At 36.5% G+C, this 18,151-nt stretch carries 23 protein-coding genes; 20 read left to right on the top strand and 3 right to left on the bottom strand.

Annotation, left to right across the window (positions count from 1 at the left end):
• The first annotated feature begins 251 nt into the window (after positions 1 to 251).
• Positions 252 to 611, top strand: a complete 360-nt coding sequence (locus BALCAV_RS16995) for a hypothetical protein (RefSeq protein WP_003322370.1) — start codon at positions 252 to 254, stop codon at positions 609 to 611.
• Between the two features lie 2 nt (positions 612 to 613).
• The gene (locus tag BALCAV_RS16990; RefSeq protein WP_003322371.1) at positions 614 to 808 is read left to right on the top strand and encodes a YwbE family protein; all 195 of its coding nucleotides are present in this window, start codon (positions 614 to 616) and stop codon (positions 806 to 808) included.
• 92 nt (positions 809 to 900) lie between these two features.
• Here BALCAV_RS16990 and BALCAV_RS16985 read toward each other — a convergent pair whose 3' ends face one another.
• Positions 901 to 1,257 (bottom strand): YobA family protein, encoded by a 357-nt coding sequence (locus BALCAV_RS16985; protein ID WP_003322372.1) that lies wholly within the window; start codon positions 1,255 to 1,257, stop codon positions 901 to 903.
• A 182-nt stretch (positions 1,258 to 1,439) separates the two neighbouring features.
• Here BALCAV_RS16985 and BALCAV_RS16980 point away from each other — a divergent pair, with 182 nt between their 5' ends.
• The 17 genes from BALCAV_RS16980 to BALCAV_RS16905 all read left to right on the top strand — a co-directional run bounded on the left by BALCAV_RS16980 (position 1,440) and on the right by BALCAV_RS16905 (position 16,042).
• Positions 1,440 to 3,365 carry a DUF2339 domain-containing protein gene (locus tag BALCAV_RS16980; protein WP_003322373.1) on the top strand — a complete coding sequence of 642 codons (1,926 nt, stop codon included), beginning with the start codon at positions 1,440 to 1,442 and terminating at the stop codon, positions 3,363 to 3,365.
• Positions 3,366 to 3,545: 180 nt separating this feature from the next.
• On the top strand, positions 3,546 to 4,337 hold the full coding sequence (locus tag BALCAV_RS16975) for a DUF817 domain-containing protein (protein WP_003322375.1): 792 nt from the start codon (positions 3,546 to 3,548) through the stop codon (positions 4,335 to 4,337).
• Between the two features lie 18 nt (positions 4,338 to 4,355).
• Complete coding sequence (locus BALCAV_RS22415) at positions 4,356 to 4,514, top strand: hypothetical protein (RefSeq protein WP_003322376.1); 159 nt, start codon at positions 4,356 to 4,358, stop codon at positions 4,512 to 4,514.
• 51 nt (positions 4,515 to 4,565) lie between these two features.
• The gene (locus tag BALCAV_RS16965) at positions 4,566 to 5,441 is read left to right on the top strand and encodes a hypothetical protein (RefSeq protein WP_003322377.1); all 876 of its coding nucleotides are present in this window, start codon (positions 4,566 to 4,568) and stop codon (positions 5,439 to 5,441) included.
• A gap of 20 nt (positions 5,442 to 5,461) precedes the next feature.
• Positions 5,462 to 5,866, top strand: coding sequence for an HIT family protein (locus BALCAV_RS16960; RefSeq protein WP_003322378.1), 405 nt, complete (start codon positions 5,462 to 5,464; stop codon positions 5,864 to 5,866).
• A gap of 75 nt (positions 5,867 to 5,941) precedes the next feature.
• The gene (locus tag BALCAV_RS16955; protein ID WP_003322379.1) at positions 5,942 to 6,670 is read left to right on the top strand and encodes an alpha/beta fold hydrolase; all 729 of its coding nucleotides are present in this window, start codon (positions 5,942 to 5,944) and stop codon (positions 6,668 to 6,670) included.
• Positions 6,671 to 6,872: 202 nt separating this feature from the next.
• Complete coding sequence (locus BALCAV_RS16950) at positions 6,873 to 7,241, top strand: GntR family transcriptional regulator (RefSeq protein ID WP_003322380.1); 369 nt, start codon at positions 6,873 to 6,875, stop codon at positions 7,239 to 7,241.
• Positions 7,234 to 8,115 (top strand): ATP-binding cassette domain-containing protein, encoded by an 882-nt coding sequence (locus tag BALCAV_RS16945; protein WP_003322381.1) that lies wholly within the window; start codon positions 7,234 to 7,236, stop codon positions 8,113 to 8,115. Before BALCAV_RS16950 ends, BALCAV_RS16945 begins: the two co-directional genes overlap by 8 nt.
• Positions 8,112 to 8,849 carry a V-type ATP synthase subunit I gene (locus BALCAV_RS16940; RefSeq protein WP_003322382.1) on the top strand — a complete coding sequence of 246 codons (738 nt, stop codon included), beginning with the start codon at positions 8,112 to 8,114 and terminating at the stop codon, positions 8,847 to 8,849. Before BALCAV_RS16945 ends, BALCAV_RS16940 begins: the two co-directional genes overlap by 4 nt.
• 38 nt (positions 8,850 to 8,887) lie before the next feature.
• Entirely contained in the window at positions 8,888 to 9,613 is a 726-nt protein-coding gene (locus tag BALCAV_RS16935; RefSeq protein ID WP_003322383.1) for a hypothetical protein, read from the top strand.
• 525 nt (positions 9,614 to 10,138) lie between these two features.
• A complete protein-coding gene (locus BALCAV_RS16930; RefSeq protein ID WP_003322384.1) occupies positions 10,139 to 10,888 on the top strand; it encodes a DUF5694 domain-containing protein in 750 nt (249 codons plus the stop codon).
• A 49-nt stretch (positions 10,889 to 10,937) separates the two neighbouring features.
• The gene (locus BALCAV_RS22410; protein ID WP_160173432.1) at positions 10,938 to 11,090 is read left to right on the top strand and encodes a hypothetical protein; all 153 of its coding nucleotides are present in this window, start codon (positions 10,938 to 10,940) and stop codon (positions 11,088 to 11,090) included.
• A gap of 639 nt (positions 11,091 to 11,729) precedes the next feature.
• On the top strand, positions 11,730 to 12,281 hold the full coding sequence (lepB, locus tag BALCAV_RS16925) for a signal peptidase I (RefSeq protein WP_003324036.1): 552 nt from the start codon (positions 11,730 to 11,732) through the stop codon (positions 12,279 to 12,281).
• 14 nt (positions 12,282 to 12,295) lie between these two features.
• Positions 12,296 to 13,159, top strand: coding sequence for a ribosome biogenesis GTPase YlqF (gene ylqF, locus BALCAV_RS16920; RefSeq protein ID WP_003324035.1), 864 nt, complete (start codon positions 12,296 to 12,298; stop codon positions 13,157 to 13,159).
• A gap of 85 nt (positions 13,160 to 13,244) precedes the next feature.
• Entirely contained in the window at positions 13,245 to 14,051 is an 807-nt protein-coding gene (locus BALCAV_RS16915) for a ribonuclease HII (protein ID WP_003324034.1), read from the top strand.
• A 21-nt stretch (positions 14,052 to 14,072) separates the two neighbouring features.
• A complete protein-coding gene (locus BALCAV_RS16910; protein ID WP_003324033.1) occupies positions 14,073 to 15,749 on the top strand; it encodes a hypothetical protein in 1,677 nt (558 codons plus the stop codon).
• On the top strand, positions 15,746 to 16,042 hold the full coding sequence (locus BALCAV_RS16905) for an EscU/YscU/HrcU family type III secretion system export apparatus switch protein (protein ID WP_003324032.1): 297 nt from the start codon (positions 15,746 to 15,748) through the stop codon (positions 16,040 to 16,042). The genes BALCAV_RS16910 and BALCAV_RS16905 overlap by 4 nt, the downstream gene beginning before the upstream one ends.
• 67 nt (positions 16,043 to 16,109) lie before the next feature.
• On the opposite strand, the gene BALCAV_RS16900 is transcribed toward BALCAV_RS16905, so the two are convergent.
• Both BALCAV_RS16900 and BALCAV_RS16895 read right to left on the bottom strand, forming a co-directional pair.
• Complete coding sequence (locus tag BALCAV_RS16900; protein WP_003324031.1) at positions 16,110 to 16,355, bottom strand: ferredoxin; 246 nt, start codon at positions 16,353 to 16,355, stop codon at positions 16,110 to 16,112.
• A 25-nt stretch (positions 16,356 to 16,380) separates the two neighbouring features.
• Positions 16,381 to 17,370, bottom strand: coding sequence for an NAD(P)/FAD-dependent oxidoreductase (locus BALCAV_RS16895; RefSeq protein ID WP_003324030.1), 990 nt, complete (start codon positions 17,368 to 17,370; stop codon positions 16,381 to 16,383).
• A gap of 472 nt (positions 17,371 to 17,842) precedes the next feature.
• Here BALCAV_RS16895 and BALCAV_RS16890 point away from each other — a divergent pair.
• The coding region (locus tag BALCAV_RS16890; protein ID WP_040324152.1) for an enoyl-CoA hydratase-related protein at positions 17,843 to 18,151 on the top strand (309 nt) is incomplete at its 3' end.

The raw sequence follows: 18,151 nt of genomic DNA, 5'->3' as shown, positions 1-18,151 counted from the left end.
GTCAAAGCGGCAATTTCATTACGTATTCCTGATAATAAGCACCGTAATTTGTTCAACGTAGCAATTACATTACTTATCACTATTAATACGCATCGTCACCCCGTCAACGCAGCAATTCCATTACCAAACTAAATATGCTGAACACTTTCTTCACTTCCACAACAAAAAGACTTTTCAAAATCAATGACGTTTCACTTTTAATAAGATAAAATAGATAAAGTTGACTGACCCAAGGAAGGTGGTTCACCGTAATGAATATAGATTGTTTTTGTGGACTAAATCAATTAGAAGAGATAAAGATCGAGGCAGACATGGGGGCTGAGCCAATTTGGTGTCAAAAGTGTGGGGCCAATCTTGAATTAGTTGATGTTCCACTTTCACCATCGTTAAAAAATAAATTGAATGAATGGGCTTTATCATATGGGAAATGGATTGACTGGAAAGAGGACAAACTGAAACCAAATGGTATGAAGATGGAAGATGAGCATAATAAAATAGGGGAGAGTTTAACGGTAAAAGTGAAGGAAGAATTACAAGATGTGTTAAACGTTTCCTTTTCACCTACTAAAATTGCTGATATTTACATAAAAAAAGCTGAAGGAGCCAATTGAAAATGCCTGGAACAAAGAGAGAAAATATTAAACCTGGAATGAAGGTGAAGGTCGTGCAAAAGCAGGACCAACGAACAGGAAATTTAACAGAAGGTGTTGTAAAAAGATTACTTACGAATTCTGCTCAACACCCACACGGCATTAAGGTGATGCTTGAAAGTGGTATTGTTGGAAGGGTGAAGGAAATAGTGGAGTAGTCCGTCACTACTAAAATGTATACTATCAAATTGCAACAAAAAGCTACCAAGTACCCGATATGATTTCGGAAATTGGTAGCTTTTTACTTACATTAATCAAGAATTTCGATATGACTGCCAATTCCAGATGCTGGTTTGGACAAATTTAACGCTTCAAACCAAACTCTAATGCTGTTTCCAACGATTAAATCATCAATGGACCTGTTGTTTTCTAATAGAGTGAAGTAGGTGGCTTCATTTGAATATTCAAGGATTTCTTGCTCTGAGAGTCCGTTTATCTCTTCACTTGTCACACCTTCTACGACTAGTATTTCGTTGTTACTAATTTTGGCAACAATTCCTTCCATTTGCATTAACCCTGCTTCGTTAAACGTTTGATTAGAGCAGGAGAGCAAGTAGAACATGCTCCCAACAAAAAATAAACTCAACCATCCTTTTTTTCTAAGCATTTTAACTCTCCTTCAAATTTATCTCGTTATTATAAATTCTCTAATATTAGGGAAGAACCCTGCTGTTAAGGATAAAAAAGTACTTGTGTTTTTTTAGAATTGGTAGAAATTGTTCTGATGAAGGTGTATGGTAAATAAGTATATATTGGATAATTCTAACAAAATGAAAGGGGGGAACCTAATTGGATCAAGAGAGAATTGAGCAATTAGAGAAAAGAGTGCAACAGCTAGAACGAGAAATATTGTTGCTGAAAAATGAGCCTCTGAATCAGGAAGGAAAGGCTGAACCACTCCATGAAGGCATAAAAAAGAAGGAGAATAAGTATCCGTTATTAGAAGATGCCGAGGCTCTACCTAGAAATAGCGGGCAAATACAAAATCATGGGCTGAATTCAGGAACTAAGCCTAAGTCACAGGAGTCTAGAGACTGGGAATATGAGATCGGTCGAGTTTGGTTGCCGCGTATTTTTATTTTTGTGCTTTTTATTGGGATTATATGGGGATTTAAAGTAGTTGTTGATTATGGGATTTTAACGGAACCAGTCCGTGTCGTATTAGGATTTGTCGTCGCTCTCCTTCTTTATTTCATTGGTGAGCGTCAAATGAAAGCAAAGCGGGAGGGGCTTGGTAAGACTTTATTAGTTGGGGCAGTTGGTGTCCTTATCTTAACGACATTTGCTATGCATATTCTTTATTCGATGATTCCAACTTATCCGGCCTTTATTTTGAATCTCACTTGGATTTCAATCGGCCTCTTTTTATCCCATCACCATAAATCAGAAGTGATGGCAATATTAATAGCGATTATTGGTTATTTGATTCCATTTCTTGTTTTTGGAACGGCAACTATTTTAGTTCCTGTTGTTTATGTGATTCTTTTTTATGCAGCTCTCGTTTATTTTGCGATTAATAAAGGTTATAAGGTGTTATTTTATGTGACGACAAGTTTGCTTCACTTCGTTTATTTCGCTTTTGTGATTTCAGCAATTATGTTTGATGTTGATCGGATGCTTCAAGTGATGGCTGTAGGTGCAGTTATCCAGCAACTGCTTATTTTTTACGCTGTTTACCTCCGTAAATTCCAAAAGATGTACCCGATTCCGTTATTGTTTACAAGTTTTGTGGTGACCACTTTTTGGGTGAAAATGGGAACATTACAAGCAGATTATTTCTATTTGGTTTATTTAATTTTTATATCTGTAGCCTTTGCTGTTTTGTTTTATCTGCAACGTCATACAACAGATTTGCAAAAAAGAGAATTTACTTCCGTATCGATTGCTATAACCACTTTCGCTCTTTTTTTGCTAATCCTTGAGGCCTTTCAATATGAAGGAAACACACTTACGATTGTCTTTTTAATTCAAGGTTTAATCGCTCTCTATTTAGGGGCACGTTATCAGTTTATTTTCCAGCAAGTAATGGGAGGATTTATTTACTTCGTTGGAGTGATGCTCGTTCTTCAAACCGCTATTTTCAAGATGGTAAGTTTTGAGACGCTTATCTGGTTCTTTTTTATTGCTAGTTTATATGGGCTTGTGTATTTATCGAAAAAATTCTATCAGCAAAAAGCAGAGGTTCAAATCTCGGTTCTTTTTGCTTCTATAGTTGGGCATCTGTTGTTGATGTTTAGCCTTCCACCATATGATGTGATTTGGAGTTTCTCATTTATTACTTTTGTTGCAACAGCAGGTTCACTGCTGGGATTATACTTTTGGACGAGAAACACTTATCAACAAAATCAAGCGGTGTTAATTGTGATGGGGGCGGTAAATGTCATCGTCCATTTGGTGATTTTATCCGATTTTGTACGAATGCTGACGAATGGGTTAACAGATGGAAATATCTCGATGATGAGTCTTTCGTTTGCTTGGGCCCTTTATGCGGCAGGCAGTATCATTATCGGGGTTGTCTATGATAAAAAAGTGTTTCGTTTGTTAGGGTTAGGTCTGTTATTTTTAACTTTATTAAAAGTGATTTTTATTGATCTGTATTATTTAACGATTATGATTCGAGCCGTTTTATTTATTGGCCTAGGAATGATCGGTATTTTGCTGTCACGATTGTTTTATGTCAAAAAAGAAAAAGAAGAACATGAGCATATAGGCTAAGATAAACGTTCGTATCTATATAGTTTAGAAAACATGGGGCTAAGCATCGGTCATTCTTATGAGGAGCTGGGCTGGTCCCTATTTTGGGAACCAAAGAATATCTTCAAAAATGTTGAATTATGGTAAAATAAAAAAGATGTTTTATTAACTTTTTTAATAAATGTAGTGGGGCGATTTGTCGTGAAGTTTTTTAGTCAGTTGTATCATTTTACTTATCAGCAAGCATTATCCTGTCTGTTCCCTGTGGCGATTTTTCTAGCTTTAGCATTATCAACCGTTATTGAGATCCCTTTTTTGTACCGTTATGATTTTATTTTGCTTGTCTGTTTAGCGGTCCAAGTACTCATGTACTACAGTGGGATGGAATCAAAGGATGAATTAAAAGTCATAGCGGTCTTCCATGTGATTGGACTAGCTTTGGAAATATACAAGGTCCATATGGGCTCTTGGTCTTATCCTGAGGAGTCTTTAACGAAAATATTTGGGGTTCCTTTATATAGTGGTTTTATGTATGCCAGTGTCGCCAGTTATATATGCCAGGCCTGGAAAAGGCTCGACTTAAAACTCGTTGGTTGGCCAGCATCTTATTGGACGATTCCACTCGGAGCAGCGATTTATTTGAATTTCTTTACCCATCATTTTTTATATGATATTCGTTGGGTTTTAACAGTCCTACTGTTTGTTTTATTTTTCCGTTCCTTCGTTTATTTTCGACTCAAAGAAGCGGTGTACCGGATGCCATTGGTTTTATCATTTATACTCATTGGCTTTTTTATTTGGATTGCCGAAAATATTACAACTTTTTTTGGGGCCTGGCAATATCCAAATCAGGAAGGAACGTGGGAATTGGTTCATATCGGCAAAATTAGTTCGTGGTTTTTATTAATAATCGTAAGTTTTATTATCGTCGCACAGCTTAAGCATGTTAAATACGATCTTAGAAAACCGAAATACTCTACTGAGAGTGAGTGAGAGAAAAGGGGAGAACAGATGTCGTATACAATTGAAACAGGTGGATCTGTAGAAGACAAACAAATCATTGAAAAACAGCTTTTTGAATTTAACCTTGCTCATTTTCCAAAGGATTTACGGGGGCGTTATAAGGAATTAAATCTTTATGTTAAAAATGAAGAAGGTCACGTTGGTTGAGATTTCAAACATTATTATTTGAAAAAAGATTTTTAAAAAGAAGGTGTACAAGTGGAGAGGCTTGTTGTAGAAAAGATTAGTGATTACGTCGCAGAGGGCTATGTTTATTCGGCAAATGCTACATTAAATGGCACATTAATTTTAGTAGAAACAGACTTAGATTATATTGATCCATTCGTTCGTCCTGTTCCGAAAAATAACTGGAGATTAAAGCTGTTTAAGGATGGCATGATGGAAGTACTGGAATTAAAAAATCTTCAGTTATTTCCTGATTATGTGGACTTATTTCCTGATGGAACTCTTTTACTTGTGCAAAATCGTTGTTTAAAAGATGGATATAAAGTTGAGAGGAATGCAAGGATTTTTAATCGGAATGGGCAGAAGGTCGATGCTCTTGTACTAGGCGATGGCATTGCTGCGATTCGGGTAGATTATGATGATATGATTTGGTGTACCTATTTCGATGAGGGGATTTTTGGGAATTTTGGATGGGATGAACCGATTGGCTCTCCAGGGTTTATCGCCTTTACAAAAAGTGGTGAAACAAAGTGGCAAGCTAATAAACTAGATATTATCGATGGATACGCTATTCATATTGATGAATCAAATGACGTCTTTTTTCTTTATTATGACACGTCTTACCGGTACAATCTGCTCCATTATCGTCAGAAGCAGCTCATTGATCGATATAAGCTCAAGCAGGAAAATCATGATTTTGACCAATTTCTGATGGAGAAAGACCAGATAATTGGAAAAACAAGAAGTGGTGTGTATCGATATAAGTTGAAATCAAGAACGCTCGATGCGAAAGGGAAGCTGTCTTTCTATGATAAAGAAGGGAAAAAAATAACAGGTGATGTCGTCATTGGTGGACAAAAGCTATTTGTTTATGGCAAGAAAGGCATTTATCAATATACGTCAGGATAAAATGTAGGGGAGATGATCGAATGAATAGGTGTGTCTTTTGTTACCCAGAGTTACAGAGTGAACAGAACATCCTATTTCGTAATGACTTTTGTTTATTTTTACAATTAAATGAGGCATTAGAGGCAGGGAAAGCTTTGGAGGGGGCGGGCGTCATTGTTCCGATACAGCATCGAGACACAGCGTTTGATTTAACGTCAGAAGAATGGCAGGCAACTCATGAGCTTCTAAAAGAGGTCAAAGTTTACCTTGATCAAAAATATCAGCCAGCTGGTTACAATTTAGGTTGGAATTGTGGCGAGCTTGCCGGACAGCATATTGCTCACGCTCATTTTCATGTGTTGCCCCGTTATAAAGATGAACAATTAGTCGGGAAAGGTATTCGATATATGTTTAAAGGGGGAGAAAATCGAAGGAGTTTTAGATGAGCTGAAAAGGATCAGAAGTGATACGGAATGTGAGAGAAGTAAGGAGAATGCGTCATAAAAAAGGAGAGGAAATTGATGTTACTACATACAGAGTTTTATGGAGAAGGGGCGCCACTACTTTTTTTACATTCAGGAGCTGAAACAAGTCAAACGGATTATCAAAATCAAAAATCTTATTTTATGAACGCCTATCAAGTGATCATGCCTGATCTAAGTGGTCATGGTCAATCTGGAATTGGTGATTATAATAGCATTGAAGAGCTAATACATTTAACAGTTGAAGATTTGTACCAAACTTTAGCTCATTTTAATATCACAAAAGTTCATTTAGTTGCGAGCTCATCTAGTGCATTAATCGCTATTGAACTTTGTAATCGATACCCACAACTTATTAAAACATTAACGATGAGTGGGTTGACTCCCATAAAAACAGATGATTGGGATAAACTTTTTAATGAGGATCTTCAACATAAAAAAGCGATTTTAACTAATCCAGAAGCAGATGCCTATTTTAAAAATTTACATGTTAAAAGTGATTGGAAGAAGTTTGTATCATTAGTATTAGATGAGAATTGGTATCCGTTTGATTTGGCAAGTGATTTGTCTAATTTAAGAGACATCCCCATTTTGATTATGTCGGGTGAACAAATTATTCCTGAAATCAAAGGAATTGTTCATTATTTAGATTCTTATAAACATATTCATGTAGCCGTTATTCCTTTTGCGGGTCACCTCGTACATATTGACCAACCAAATATGTTTAATCAAGTTCTTGAATTGTTTTTGAAACAGAAAGCTACATAATCAACCCAAAACATTCAACTCTCACCCATTTTTATACTAGATAAAGAAGCTTTAAACCCCTTTGTTTAAGGCTTTTTTTGACGTGGGCTAAGAAGGTGAAATATAGAAAATAATAATAAATGGTTTACTTTTTGGTTGATTTAAAGTATAGTTGATTACACAAGTAATCAACCTATCAACCTATAGAGGGAAGGAGACGCTAGTGAAGGCTGTTTTTGATGATTCTAAACCAATTTTTCAGCAAATTGCTGATATGATAGCAGACGATATAGTCGAAGGTCATTTAAAGGAAGGCGATCAAATTCCTTCTACAACAGAGATCTCACAATTTTACCAAATCAATCGTGCTACGGCCCAAAAAGGACTCGCGACATTGGTGAATGAAGGACTGGTCTATAAGCAAAGAGGTGTCGGGATGTTTGTCGCTAATGGTGCCACGGCTACTCTGATGAAACAAAGAAAAGAACATTTTTATAAACAATATGTGAAACCTATGTTAAATGAGGCAAAGAGAATTCACTTAACAGAAGAAGAATTGATTCAATTTATTAAGGAGGATAAAGATGCTTAAAATTGAAAATTTATCTTTTTATTATGGGCCATCACTCGCTTTAAATGAGGTGAATTTGTTTGAAGGTGAACCAATTATTGCTGGATTATGGGGGCGAAATGGGGCCGGAAAAACAACGTTAATGAAGTTATTATCTGGTCAAGAAAAACCAACAAGTGGTCAGTTACTTGTTAATGGGATCGCTCCTTATAATCATAGTGAAACGATGAAACATGTTACGTATATGCAGGAAAACCACCCATTTTCCGAACTGTGGAATGTTGATGACGCCTTGCGTTTTGGTTCTTATTTTAATGAGAATTGGGATCAAGCTTTTGCTGAAGAAATGGTGGAGTTATTCGAATTACCACGTAAGAAAAAAATTCGTAAATTCTCCAAAGGGATGCAAACGATGATTAAAATTGTTATTGGATTAGCAAGCAAAGCACCCATTACGATTTTTGACGAGCCAACGAATGGATTGGACGCCCATATGCGTAAGGTTTTTTATCAATTATTACTAGATACGTATGAGGACCACCCACGTCTAATCATTCTCTCTTCCCATCATATCGATGAAATTGAGCCACTATGTGAAAAAATTGCGATTATTGATAAGCAGACCGTTTCTGATTATGTAGAAACCGAGGAGTTGAATAGAAAAGGCATTTTGTTAACAGGACAAAAAGAGCAAGTTGAATCATTAATCATTGGTGAACATGTGTTAGAGACAAAAACGTTAGGGAATCAAATCCATGTAATGGTTGATATTCCTTTTACAGAAAAGTGGAAGGAGCGTGCGAGTGAGGCTGGGGTCAAAATAGAAAAAGCACCACTCCAAGATTATCTCGTTCAAATTACACAAAAAGAACGAAAAGAGGCTAATGTATCATGAATACATTTAAAGGTCCTTTTCTAATTTTGTTTGAAGATTTACGTTTTCAAATTTATATCATTTTATTGATCACCTTTTTCTTAGGGGTTTTTATGGTTGGGTTAGGCCTTTTATTAAATGTAGATCAATTCGCTGCGGTTGTATTTGGGCCGATCTATGGATTGTTTATTATCTATCCATTTATCCTTTTTAACAAAAGTTATAAGTACACGCTTGCTTTTGGTGGAACTAGAAAGCAGTTTCTGTTTGCCACATATCTCAATGTTGGTTTGTTTTTGCTCATAACGATGCTTATTTTAAATGGCATGTATCAGTTAAATCAGTGGGTGTTTGATAGAGGAATTAGCTCAGCTCAATTTATTCACGCTGGTTGGATTCATGAGTCTACAAATGCTTTTCTATATATATGGACAGATATATTGTGGGGAGTCTTTGCTTTTGGATTAGGGTTTATGATGAACTCGGTTTGGTATTACTTTGGTACAGTGAAGGCTTTAATTGTGGGGACACTTTTAGGGTTAGTGTTGATTGGCTGGGGTACATTTGGCGATTTCTCTAAGATTATATCTTTCATTGTTGAGCATTCCTTAGCTTTTATGAATACGGTTGGTGGATTAGGTGGTTTATTTTTGGTTATCTCTTATTTTTTGATGAGGAATGGACCAATCGAACGAGGCGGTCATGGATTATCATTTCGAGAAAAAAGAGTGCTTACTAGTAGTGAAAAAAAGTAAGTTTAAAAAGTATAAATAATTGAAGGAGGTGAGGTTTAATGAATACTTTTAGAGGACCATTTCGACTCATTTGGGAAGATATGCGTTTTCAATTTTATATTATGACGCTTGTAACAGCGATCCTGTTTGCTTTTTACCTTTTTTTAGGTATGGTTATGCAGGTTGAGGGGATGACAGGTGCTTTGTTTGGCCCATTTTATGGATTCCTTCTCTTTTATCCATTTCAAATATTCGTCAAAACGTATCCGACATTTATGGCCTTTGGCGGTACTAGGAAACAATTCTTAATCGGAAACTTTATTGTCTCTGGAATTTTTATCGTCATAAGTATGTTTATTTTAAATGTCATGCATCAGTTGAATCAATTTTTGTATGAGCAAGGATTGAATACGAATCAACTAATTCATATGGCTGGGTTCAGTGCTTCATCAAATGCTCTTTTTTACTTTTGGGTTGATGTTCTGTGGGGAATTTTCGCTATCGGACTTGGAGTTCTTATTGCGTCTGTCTGGTATTATTTTGGAGCAGTAAAGATGATGTTAGGGGGAGCGGTGTTATCGTTAGTTGGGTTATCTTGGTGGATGTTTGGCAATGTTGATTCTGTCATACAATTTGTGTTTGAAAGTCATTTTGCCTTTTTACACATTGTTGCAGGAGTTGGCGTAGTCTTTGCATACCTCTCTTATTTGTTAATGAAAAATGGACCGTTGGAACGTGGTGGTCATAGTTTATCATTGCGTGAAAGAGAGAAAGGCGTTTCTTAAGTGTATGACTGAGATTTTTTTGATGATATTTTAAGAACTAGGCACTTCTCATTTGAGGGGTGCTTTTTATATTTTAAGGAAAAGATTAGTTAATATCCTGTGTTTACATGTTTTTTTGTCACTATAGGGGCAGGAGAAATGAGTGGAAAAGTAAAATTACACATTTATTTTGCTGGAATATTTGCAATTAAATGTTAAAGTAGTTTTTGAAATGTTAGAATAATAAGTAAAAAAGGAGTTGGTTCATATTAAAATCCTAAAGGACAAGTATTATTGGATATTAATGCCACCCTTTCTAATATTGGCCCTTATCCTTCACCTTACCCTTTCAGCTGATAAAAGACCTTTAATTGTCTTTTTGGTTATTATGAGCTTTTGGATAATCTATTACATATTAAATTATTTCCAAAAGAAAAAAGATCAAGATTGTGAGAGTAATAATAAGTAACGTAATGAAGCTGAAAGTTAATATGAAGGTATGTTGAGATTTTCATTTTGTTATGGAATGAAAAGGAGGAATTAAAGTTGACGACTAAACCAACCATTCTTATTGTTGGAACAGATCATTTTGATAAATCAAATGTAACTGATCTTTTGAAGACAGAGCAGATCGATGTTTTTTCTAATAAACGACAAAATGAGCTTTTGGAGCTAATGGAATGTTTGAAAGGTTTTGCCCCGACAAAGGTGGCACTAGAATATGATAAAGGGCTTCAAATGAGATTATCAAACGATTATCAAAACTATTTGTCTGGCAAATTACAGTTAACAGCAAATGAGCGGCATCAAATTGGTTTCCGCATGGCAGAAGCAATGGAGCATAAGGAGATTTATGCGGTTGATTGGAATGAGGATTCAGTAGATGTGCCGGATGTTTTCCAGTATATGATGGAGCATGAACCAGAAGTGTATAAAGAGTTTGTCACAAATGGTGAAAAGATGATGGAAGAGGTTAATCGCTTTTTAGCAAAACATACTATTGTAGAATTTTTAGCTTGGTTTAATAAAGATAAAAGAATAGCTGAGAACCATCAAATGTATATACAGCTTGCCCTTGTAGGTGAAGCAGGGAATCCTGTTGGGGTTAATTGGGTCATGAAATATTGGTATTATCGCAATATGTTAATTTATAAAAATATTATCCAGTTAGCTAGTGAAAAAGAAGACCGAATTCTTGTGCTTTATGGTGCCGGACATGCTTATTTGCTAAAACAACTTTTACAAGAAAGCGGGTTAGTTCATGTTGAGCTAACGAATGATTACTTAGAAAAGTAAGAGGCGAATGTTCTGTATACTAGTTTAATCATATCAAGAGGCAAAAGCGATGTATCAGCAATTAGTTGCAGCTGAAACTAAACGCTTAAAGCTCGAATTTTTAATCGTGCCAAACACTGGTCATGTTACCGTATTGCATCCCTTAATGACAGAGATGTTAAAATTCTTTTTGTCTGATGCGAATGAGTCCATTCATTTATAAAAAAAGGGTGATGAACGGGAATTTTGTTTGTAGAAGTAGCATATCTGGCGTGGAGGCTGGGACATAACTGGCTATAGAAAGGAGAAAACGAGTCCAAAGAACATATTTTAGTCGTTTTTTGGTTCTCTATTTCTCCGTTTTGAATTTAGTCACTTCACGCTATGACCTCCAATTATGAACTTGGAGATTACCCTGTGGTCTAGTGGACGAAAACATGCGGAGACTCCCGTGGGATTTAGTGGCAGGCCGAAATCCACTTTTTTACAAAAAAAGTTAGTTCGGCGTCACCCCACAGGACGCGGAGCATGATTTTCGGGAACGGTGAGTAGAACGCTATCCATCGCCATTTACTTCCGTTCCAATAAAGATAATGAAAGCCGGTGACATTTTAAACGAGGAAAATGTCACCGGCTTTTCATATCAGAGAAGGACTTTGTCCCAGTCTCTATGTGATTTGGCAGGGTGGTGTGAAAAAAGAGAAGGGAAACGCCGCCAAAAAGTAAAAGATCAGTGAGGATAGATAAAAAAGTCGAGTAAGATCGCTAGAGAAAGAGCTCCGTTGCATTCATTCCTGTTAACTCCTATAAACTTATGCTAAAATAAAAAGAGTTGATAAACAGTCAATTTGGAGGCTAGAAAATGGAGAAAGAGAACAGTGGTTCATGGGAATGGTTAAAGGCGATTTTAATTGCTTTAGCATTAGCTTTTTTAATTCGCTATTTTTTATTTGCTCCCATTGTCGTTGATGGGGAGTCGATGACGCCAACATTACAAGATGGCGATCGAATGATTGTGAATAAATTTAGCTATAGGCTTTTTGAACCGGAGAGATTTGATATTGTGGTTTTTCATGCTCCCGGTGGGAAAGATTATATAAAGAGAATTATTGGATTACCTGGCGATGAAATTGAGTATAGTTCGGATGTTTTATATGTGAATGGCGAGCCAGTTGACGAAGTCTTCCTCGAGGAATTAAAAGGAAGATATGAAGGTGAGAGGTTAACGAATAATTTCACCTTGGAGGATGTGACCAATCAATTTGTTGTCCCCGAAGATCATTTATTTGTTCTAGGTGATAATCGCAGACATAGTAAAGATAGTCGCGATATTGGAACGGTACCGTATGAAGAAGTAATTGGAAAAGCAAGCATTATTTTCTGGCCATTATCAGAGGTTAGGATAGCAAAATAGGAGCGAGTAATAACATGACAATACAATGGTTTCCTGGCCATATGGCCAAGGCAAGAAGAGAAGTAACAGAACAATTAAAAATGATCGATGTCGTCATTGAATTAGTGGACGCAAGAATTCCCCTTTCGTCTAGAAATCCTATGATTGATAAACTAGTTGAACATAAACCACGTTTAATTTTATTAAATAAAGCCGATCTAGCGGATGAAAGTCGGACGGCCAAATGGAAGAGCTATTTTGAAAAGTTAGGCTACTCTGTGCTTGTTATTAATTCTCAAAATGGCAAAGGGACAGAGAAAATCAGCGGAGAGTGTCAAAAACTTGCGACTCCTATGCTAGAAAAAATGAAGGCAAAAGGTATGAAACCACGTGCGATTCGGGCGATGATTTTAGGGATACCAAACGTTGGAAAGTCAACGTTAATTAATCGTTTAGCAGCCAAAAGAACGGCTCAAGTTGGTGACAGACCAGGTGTGACTAAACGCCAACAGTGGATTAAAGTCGGAAAACAGCTTGAATTACTCGACACACCGGGGATTTTATGGCCAAAATTTGAAGACCAACAAACAGGTTTCCGTTTAGCGGCAACCGGTGCAATTAAAGATGAAATTTTAGACTTCCAAGATATTGCCTTATTTGCGGTCACTTATTTAAGAGAACATTACCCGAAGCGTTTACAAGAACGTTATAAATTGGACGAACTTTCAACAGACAATGTGGAACTTCTTGATCAAATCGGTGAAAAGCGTGGGTTTTTAGCTAGTGGAGGCTATATTGATTACGATAAAGTAGCAGAGACGATCTTAAGAGAACTTCGTGGTGGATTGTTAGGTCGATTATCATTTGAAGTTCCAGAAAACGAAAAGGAAACCGTTTAGAGAGTGCCTTCTTTAAGCGGTTTTTGTTTTTGGGATTAAAAAAGAAATAAGACTGTCGATATAAAAAGGAGAGGCTAAAATTAAAATGAAACCATTAACGATTAAGGAAATTGAGAATATCCTTTTTAACAGACAACAACCAGAAAAGGAGCAGCTTGAGCAATTAAAATTAGATGAGCGTAAAGGTGTTCAAACCTTGCTCGCTCGTTTTGAGAAGCAGCAAGTAAAAAAACAGCAGTTACTTGAGATGCATATGGAAATGCGAAAATATGAAGAAGCTTTGTATCAACAAGAGCATACCTATATTGCCGGTTTGGATGAAGTCGGTCGTGGACCATTAGCTGGACCTGTTGTCGCAGCGGCTGTTATTTTTCCAAAAGATTTTCAATTACTAGGTTTAACTGATTCGAAAAAGCTTTCCAAAGCAAAAAGAGAGCAGTTCAGTGAAATCATTAAAAAAGAGGCATTGGCTTACTCCATTCAAATGATTCCAGCATCAGTAATCGATGAGGTTAACATATATCAAGCAACCATTAAAGCGATGACAAATGCGGTCACTGATTTATCTATACAACCTAGTTATCTATTATTAGATGCGATAAAACTTCCTTTGCCTATTGAACAAACGTCCTTAATCAAAGGGGATCAGAAAAGCATTTCGATTGCAGCGAGTTCTGTCTTAGCAAAAGTGGCCCGAGATCGGTATATGGAAGATTTACATAAAGAGTATCCATACTATCAATTTGAAAAAAATATGGGCTATGGGACTGCGGATCATTTAGAAGCAATTAAACAGCATGGTATTATTTCGGAGCATCGGAAAAGTTTTAAACCAGTTTTAGAGTTGGCTGGTTTAGAAATAGAGAAGGTTAAACAAGACTCATTATTTTAGAGAAGATAAAGGAGGGGGACCATGTTTCAATCTATTTTTACTAATCAAAACGTCACAACTCAATCCTCTTCTTTTAAACCCTCTTTGGCCTTTAGGCAAGGGCAATTGATGAAAGGGCAGGTGACCAAGTTATTTCCAAACAATATCGCAACACTTTCGTTAAATGGGGTAACGGTAACAGCGAAGCTTGAACTTGGGTTAACAGTTGGCCAAACGTATTGGTTTGAAGTGTTAAAAAGTAAAGGGTTGCCAACATTAAGACCATTTATTCAAGCGGGTGCAAAAGAAAAAGGGCAGGATGGAGAGTTTTTGGAGAAGCTTGGGCTTCAAGCAAAAGGAAAAGCCCAAACCTTGTTACAGACCTTGCAAAAACAATCGATTCCTTTTACAAGACAATCCTTTCTCAATGCACTTTCTTTGCTTAATAGACAAAATGAAATCGGCCCAATATCCATTGAGCACGTTTCAAGAATGCTTCAACAAAATTGGCCACTGACAGCAGCTGGTTATTCTGCTTTTGTTGAGCTTGATTCATCAGAAGCGATTGGAAATAAAATCTCAACTTTATATCAATCTTTACAGCAGCATTCAAGTGAAGCGATAAAGGAATTAGAGGCGAATTTAGCAAAATTTATTAATGGAATTCAAAGAGAACCGAACAATCCATTTGCTTTGCGACTATTTCAATCGTTTCTTTTAGAAGAAGCGGGAACGCCGTTACAACTAGGAGCAAAGCAGTTATTAGAACGAGTGAGTGGACAAACATTAGACGTTGAGCGACTCGTGCAAAGGGTGGCGACAGACCTTTTAAGTTCTAGTTTAATTAAGCACGAACAGCTAACTCCACGGGAACAAATTCATTCTTTTTTACAACAAGATCAACTCAAGATTTCGGAAACAACCGAATCAGTAGCTCGAGTTTTGTTTCAACGGCAACTGTCTACTGATGAGCTAAATTGGACAACTCTTTTTTCGCGTTCGAATTTAACGGAAAATGAGCAAGTTGTTTTAAGACAGTTGTTAGACAGTAGTTGGAAGGGCCTCGTTTCCCCTACAGAAAACAGGCCTGCTTTTTCTAGTCAGCTTCAACAGATCTTTCAACTGTTAGGCTTGCAGCATGAAGCAGAACTTGCGAGAACAGCAGCTATTAACACAAATGATTTTGCTTCTTTAAAGGCTGTTTTATTAAAAGCAAGAGGAGAAGAGCTTCCTTCTCAAGTTCAAACAGCCATTTCCAGGTTGATTTCTCATCTAACTGGGATACAGGTGCTAGCAGCGATTGAACAACATGACCCGAATATCAATCATTTAAGCATGTCCTACCCCGTTTTGATTGGAAAAGAGCAATGCAATCTAGATTTGCAGTGGCAAGGAAAACGACTGGAGGATGGAAGTTTAGATCCAGAACATTGTCGAATTCTATTTTATTTAGATTTAAAGGCTCTAGACGAAACGATTGTCGATGTTCAAGTTCAATCAAAAAAAGTGACGATGACGATTTATAATGATCATAAGAAGCCAAACCATTTAATTAGCTTGTTAATTCCAACCTTACAAGAACGGTTCGGTCAATTTGGCTATCAACTTCAAACGCTTTATTGGAAACAAAATATCGAACATCAGGCACAACTGAACAGAGCCGAGCAAGAGAAGTGGCAAGATTACTCCAGTTATAAAGGAGTCGATATCCGCGTATGAAAGAACAAACGAATTCTTTTAAGCAAGCAGTGGCTTTGAAATATTTACAAGGGAAAGAAAATGCCCCCAAAATAAGTGCAAAGGGAAGAGGTTTTGTTGCTGACGAAATTATTCAACGTGCTAAAGAAGCTGATATTCCGATTCAAGAAGACGCTAATCTTGTCCAAATGCTTTCAGAGCTAGAACTAAATGAGACGATTCCAGAAGAGTTATATCAAGTCGTCGCCGAAGTTTTTGCGTTTATTTATTTGCTAGATAAAAATTATCTTGAAAAGGAAGACAGCAGGCTTTGACTATGTTGAGAGTCCACAAAAAAGCTGCCAAAAGATGAAAGAGGAACATCTTTTGGCAGCTTTGGTATTATGAACTTTTTAGTGCCTTTTGAAAAGCGTCTAAGGCGACAATGATCGATTCTGTTGGGCATCCTTCCTCGGCATCTTCTAAATCGTCCTCAAAATCTTCTGGAACAGGAGTAATTCCTTGATTATTATCTAATATCGATTCCGAAAGACCTTCTTCATCATAATCAAAGATATCTGGAGCAGTAGAGGCACATGCTCCACATGCGATACACGTTTCTTTATCAACGATTACATATTTGGCCATTCTCTTATCCTCCTCTCCTGAAATTTTAAGCGAAGACACTCGTACTATGAAGCGGTTGTACCTTTGCTTTTGGATCGATAAAAGCCTTTGCATGATTGACCGCAGTAGGGGCTTCGCCAAAACCAGTCGCAATGAGCTTTACTTTTCCGTCATACGTACAGATGTCACCCGCGGCATATACACCTGGAATATTTGTTTCCATTTTTGAATTAACAACAATGGAATTCTTCTCAATCGTTATTCCCCAGTCTTTCATTGGACCTAGTGAAGATATAAATCCGTAGTTAATAATTAAGTCATCAAACTCAATCGTTTCTTGCGTTTTTTCCTTGTTATGCTCTAATGTAAGACCTAAAATGCGTTCACCATTGTCATGTAGTTCAACAGGAACAAAAGGAGTTTTTATGTTTACGCTGCTATTAAATAACTGTGTCACACTTGATTCATGAGCTCTAAATTTATCACGACGGTGGACAAGTGTTACTTGGTTCGCAATAGGCTCTAACATCAAAGCCCAATCAACAGCCGAATCACCGCCACCACATAATAAAACATTTTTTCCTCTAAAATGATTTAAATCTTGAATAAAATAATGCAGATTAGAAGATTCGAACTGTTCGGTACGGTTTAATTCCAATTTCCTCGGTTTAAAAGCGCCATTTCCGGCTGTAATAATGACCGTTTTTGTTAAATGGATCCCTTTATTTGTCGTTAATTGGATCGTCCCATCCTCAAGTGTTTCAAGATTGTTGACCATTTCTTTTAGACAGATCGTTGGATTGAAGGTTAAGGCTTGCTTTTCTAAACGTTCAATTAGTTCACCCGCACGAACTTTAGGGAATCCTGCTATATCATAAATAAATTTCTCAGGATAAAGGGCTGCTAATTGTCCTCCTAGCTGAGGCAAACTTTCAATGATTTTAACAGATGAATTTCGCATCCCGGCATAAAAGGCAGCAAACAACCCAGCAGGACCGCCACCGATGATCGTGATGTCTTCTATTTGATGCTCCATTAAATAACCTCCTAAAGTTATTTTTTTATTATGTTTTAAAAACTATCGTTAATTATAGATAATGTATTTGATCTTATCCGTTCTGTCAAGTTATTTTCTGAAAATAAAAAAGATTTCATTTTAAAACAGCTATTTCGGTAGGCCTACCCTTCTTATTTAGAAGTCAATGAAAATACTTGTTGTTTAGTGAAGGACTATTTGGCATATATCACTGTCTGTGGTATGTCCTATCGACTCTTAAAAACGTCTAATTTTATATACTATGTACACTTATTGAAAAGTAATTATGTTATTTTTACGTTCGTTGTAAAATTACGAATTGAAGAGTAATCGTATGAAAACTAAAGATATATTACTGTTCTATTGAATAAATGCTTATTTTTGCTATTTTAAAATTAAGTGAAAATTATATATATTATGAATTAGTTACGGAAGAATAAAAACCATAAAGGAAACCTGAGGAGGTCTTTTCATGTCGACAACATTATCAGAAACTAAAACGCTTACATTGGTGAAGAAAAACGGAGTAGCTGAGGTTCATATCCATGTCAACAAAACGAATGCGTATGATTTAGACTATTATAAAGAATTAAATGCGGTGATTGATGACATTCGATTTGATAGTGATATTAAAGTAGCTGTTTTAATGAGTGACATGCCGAAATTTTTCTCAGCCGGAGCGAACATCAACTTTTTAAAAGCGGCCGAGCCAAGGTTTAAAACACAATTTTGCTTGTTCTGTAACGAAACATTAGATAAAATCGCTCGTTCCCCACAAATC

Source organism: Alkalihalobacillus alcalophilus ATCC 27647 = CGMCC 1.3604, from assembly GCF_000292245.2.
GTDB classification, from domain to species: Bacteria; Bacillota; Bacilli; order Bacillales; family Bacillaceae_D; genus Alkalihalobacillus; species Alkalihalobacillus alcalophilus.
This window is presented reverse-complemented; position numbering and strand designations above follow the sequence as displayed.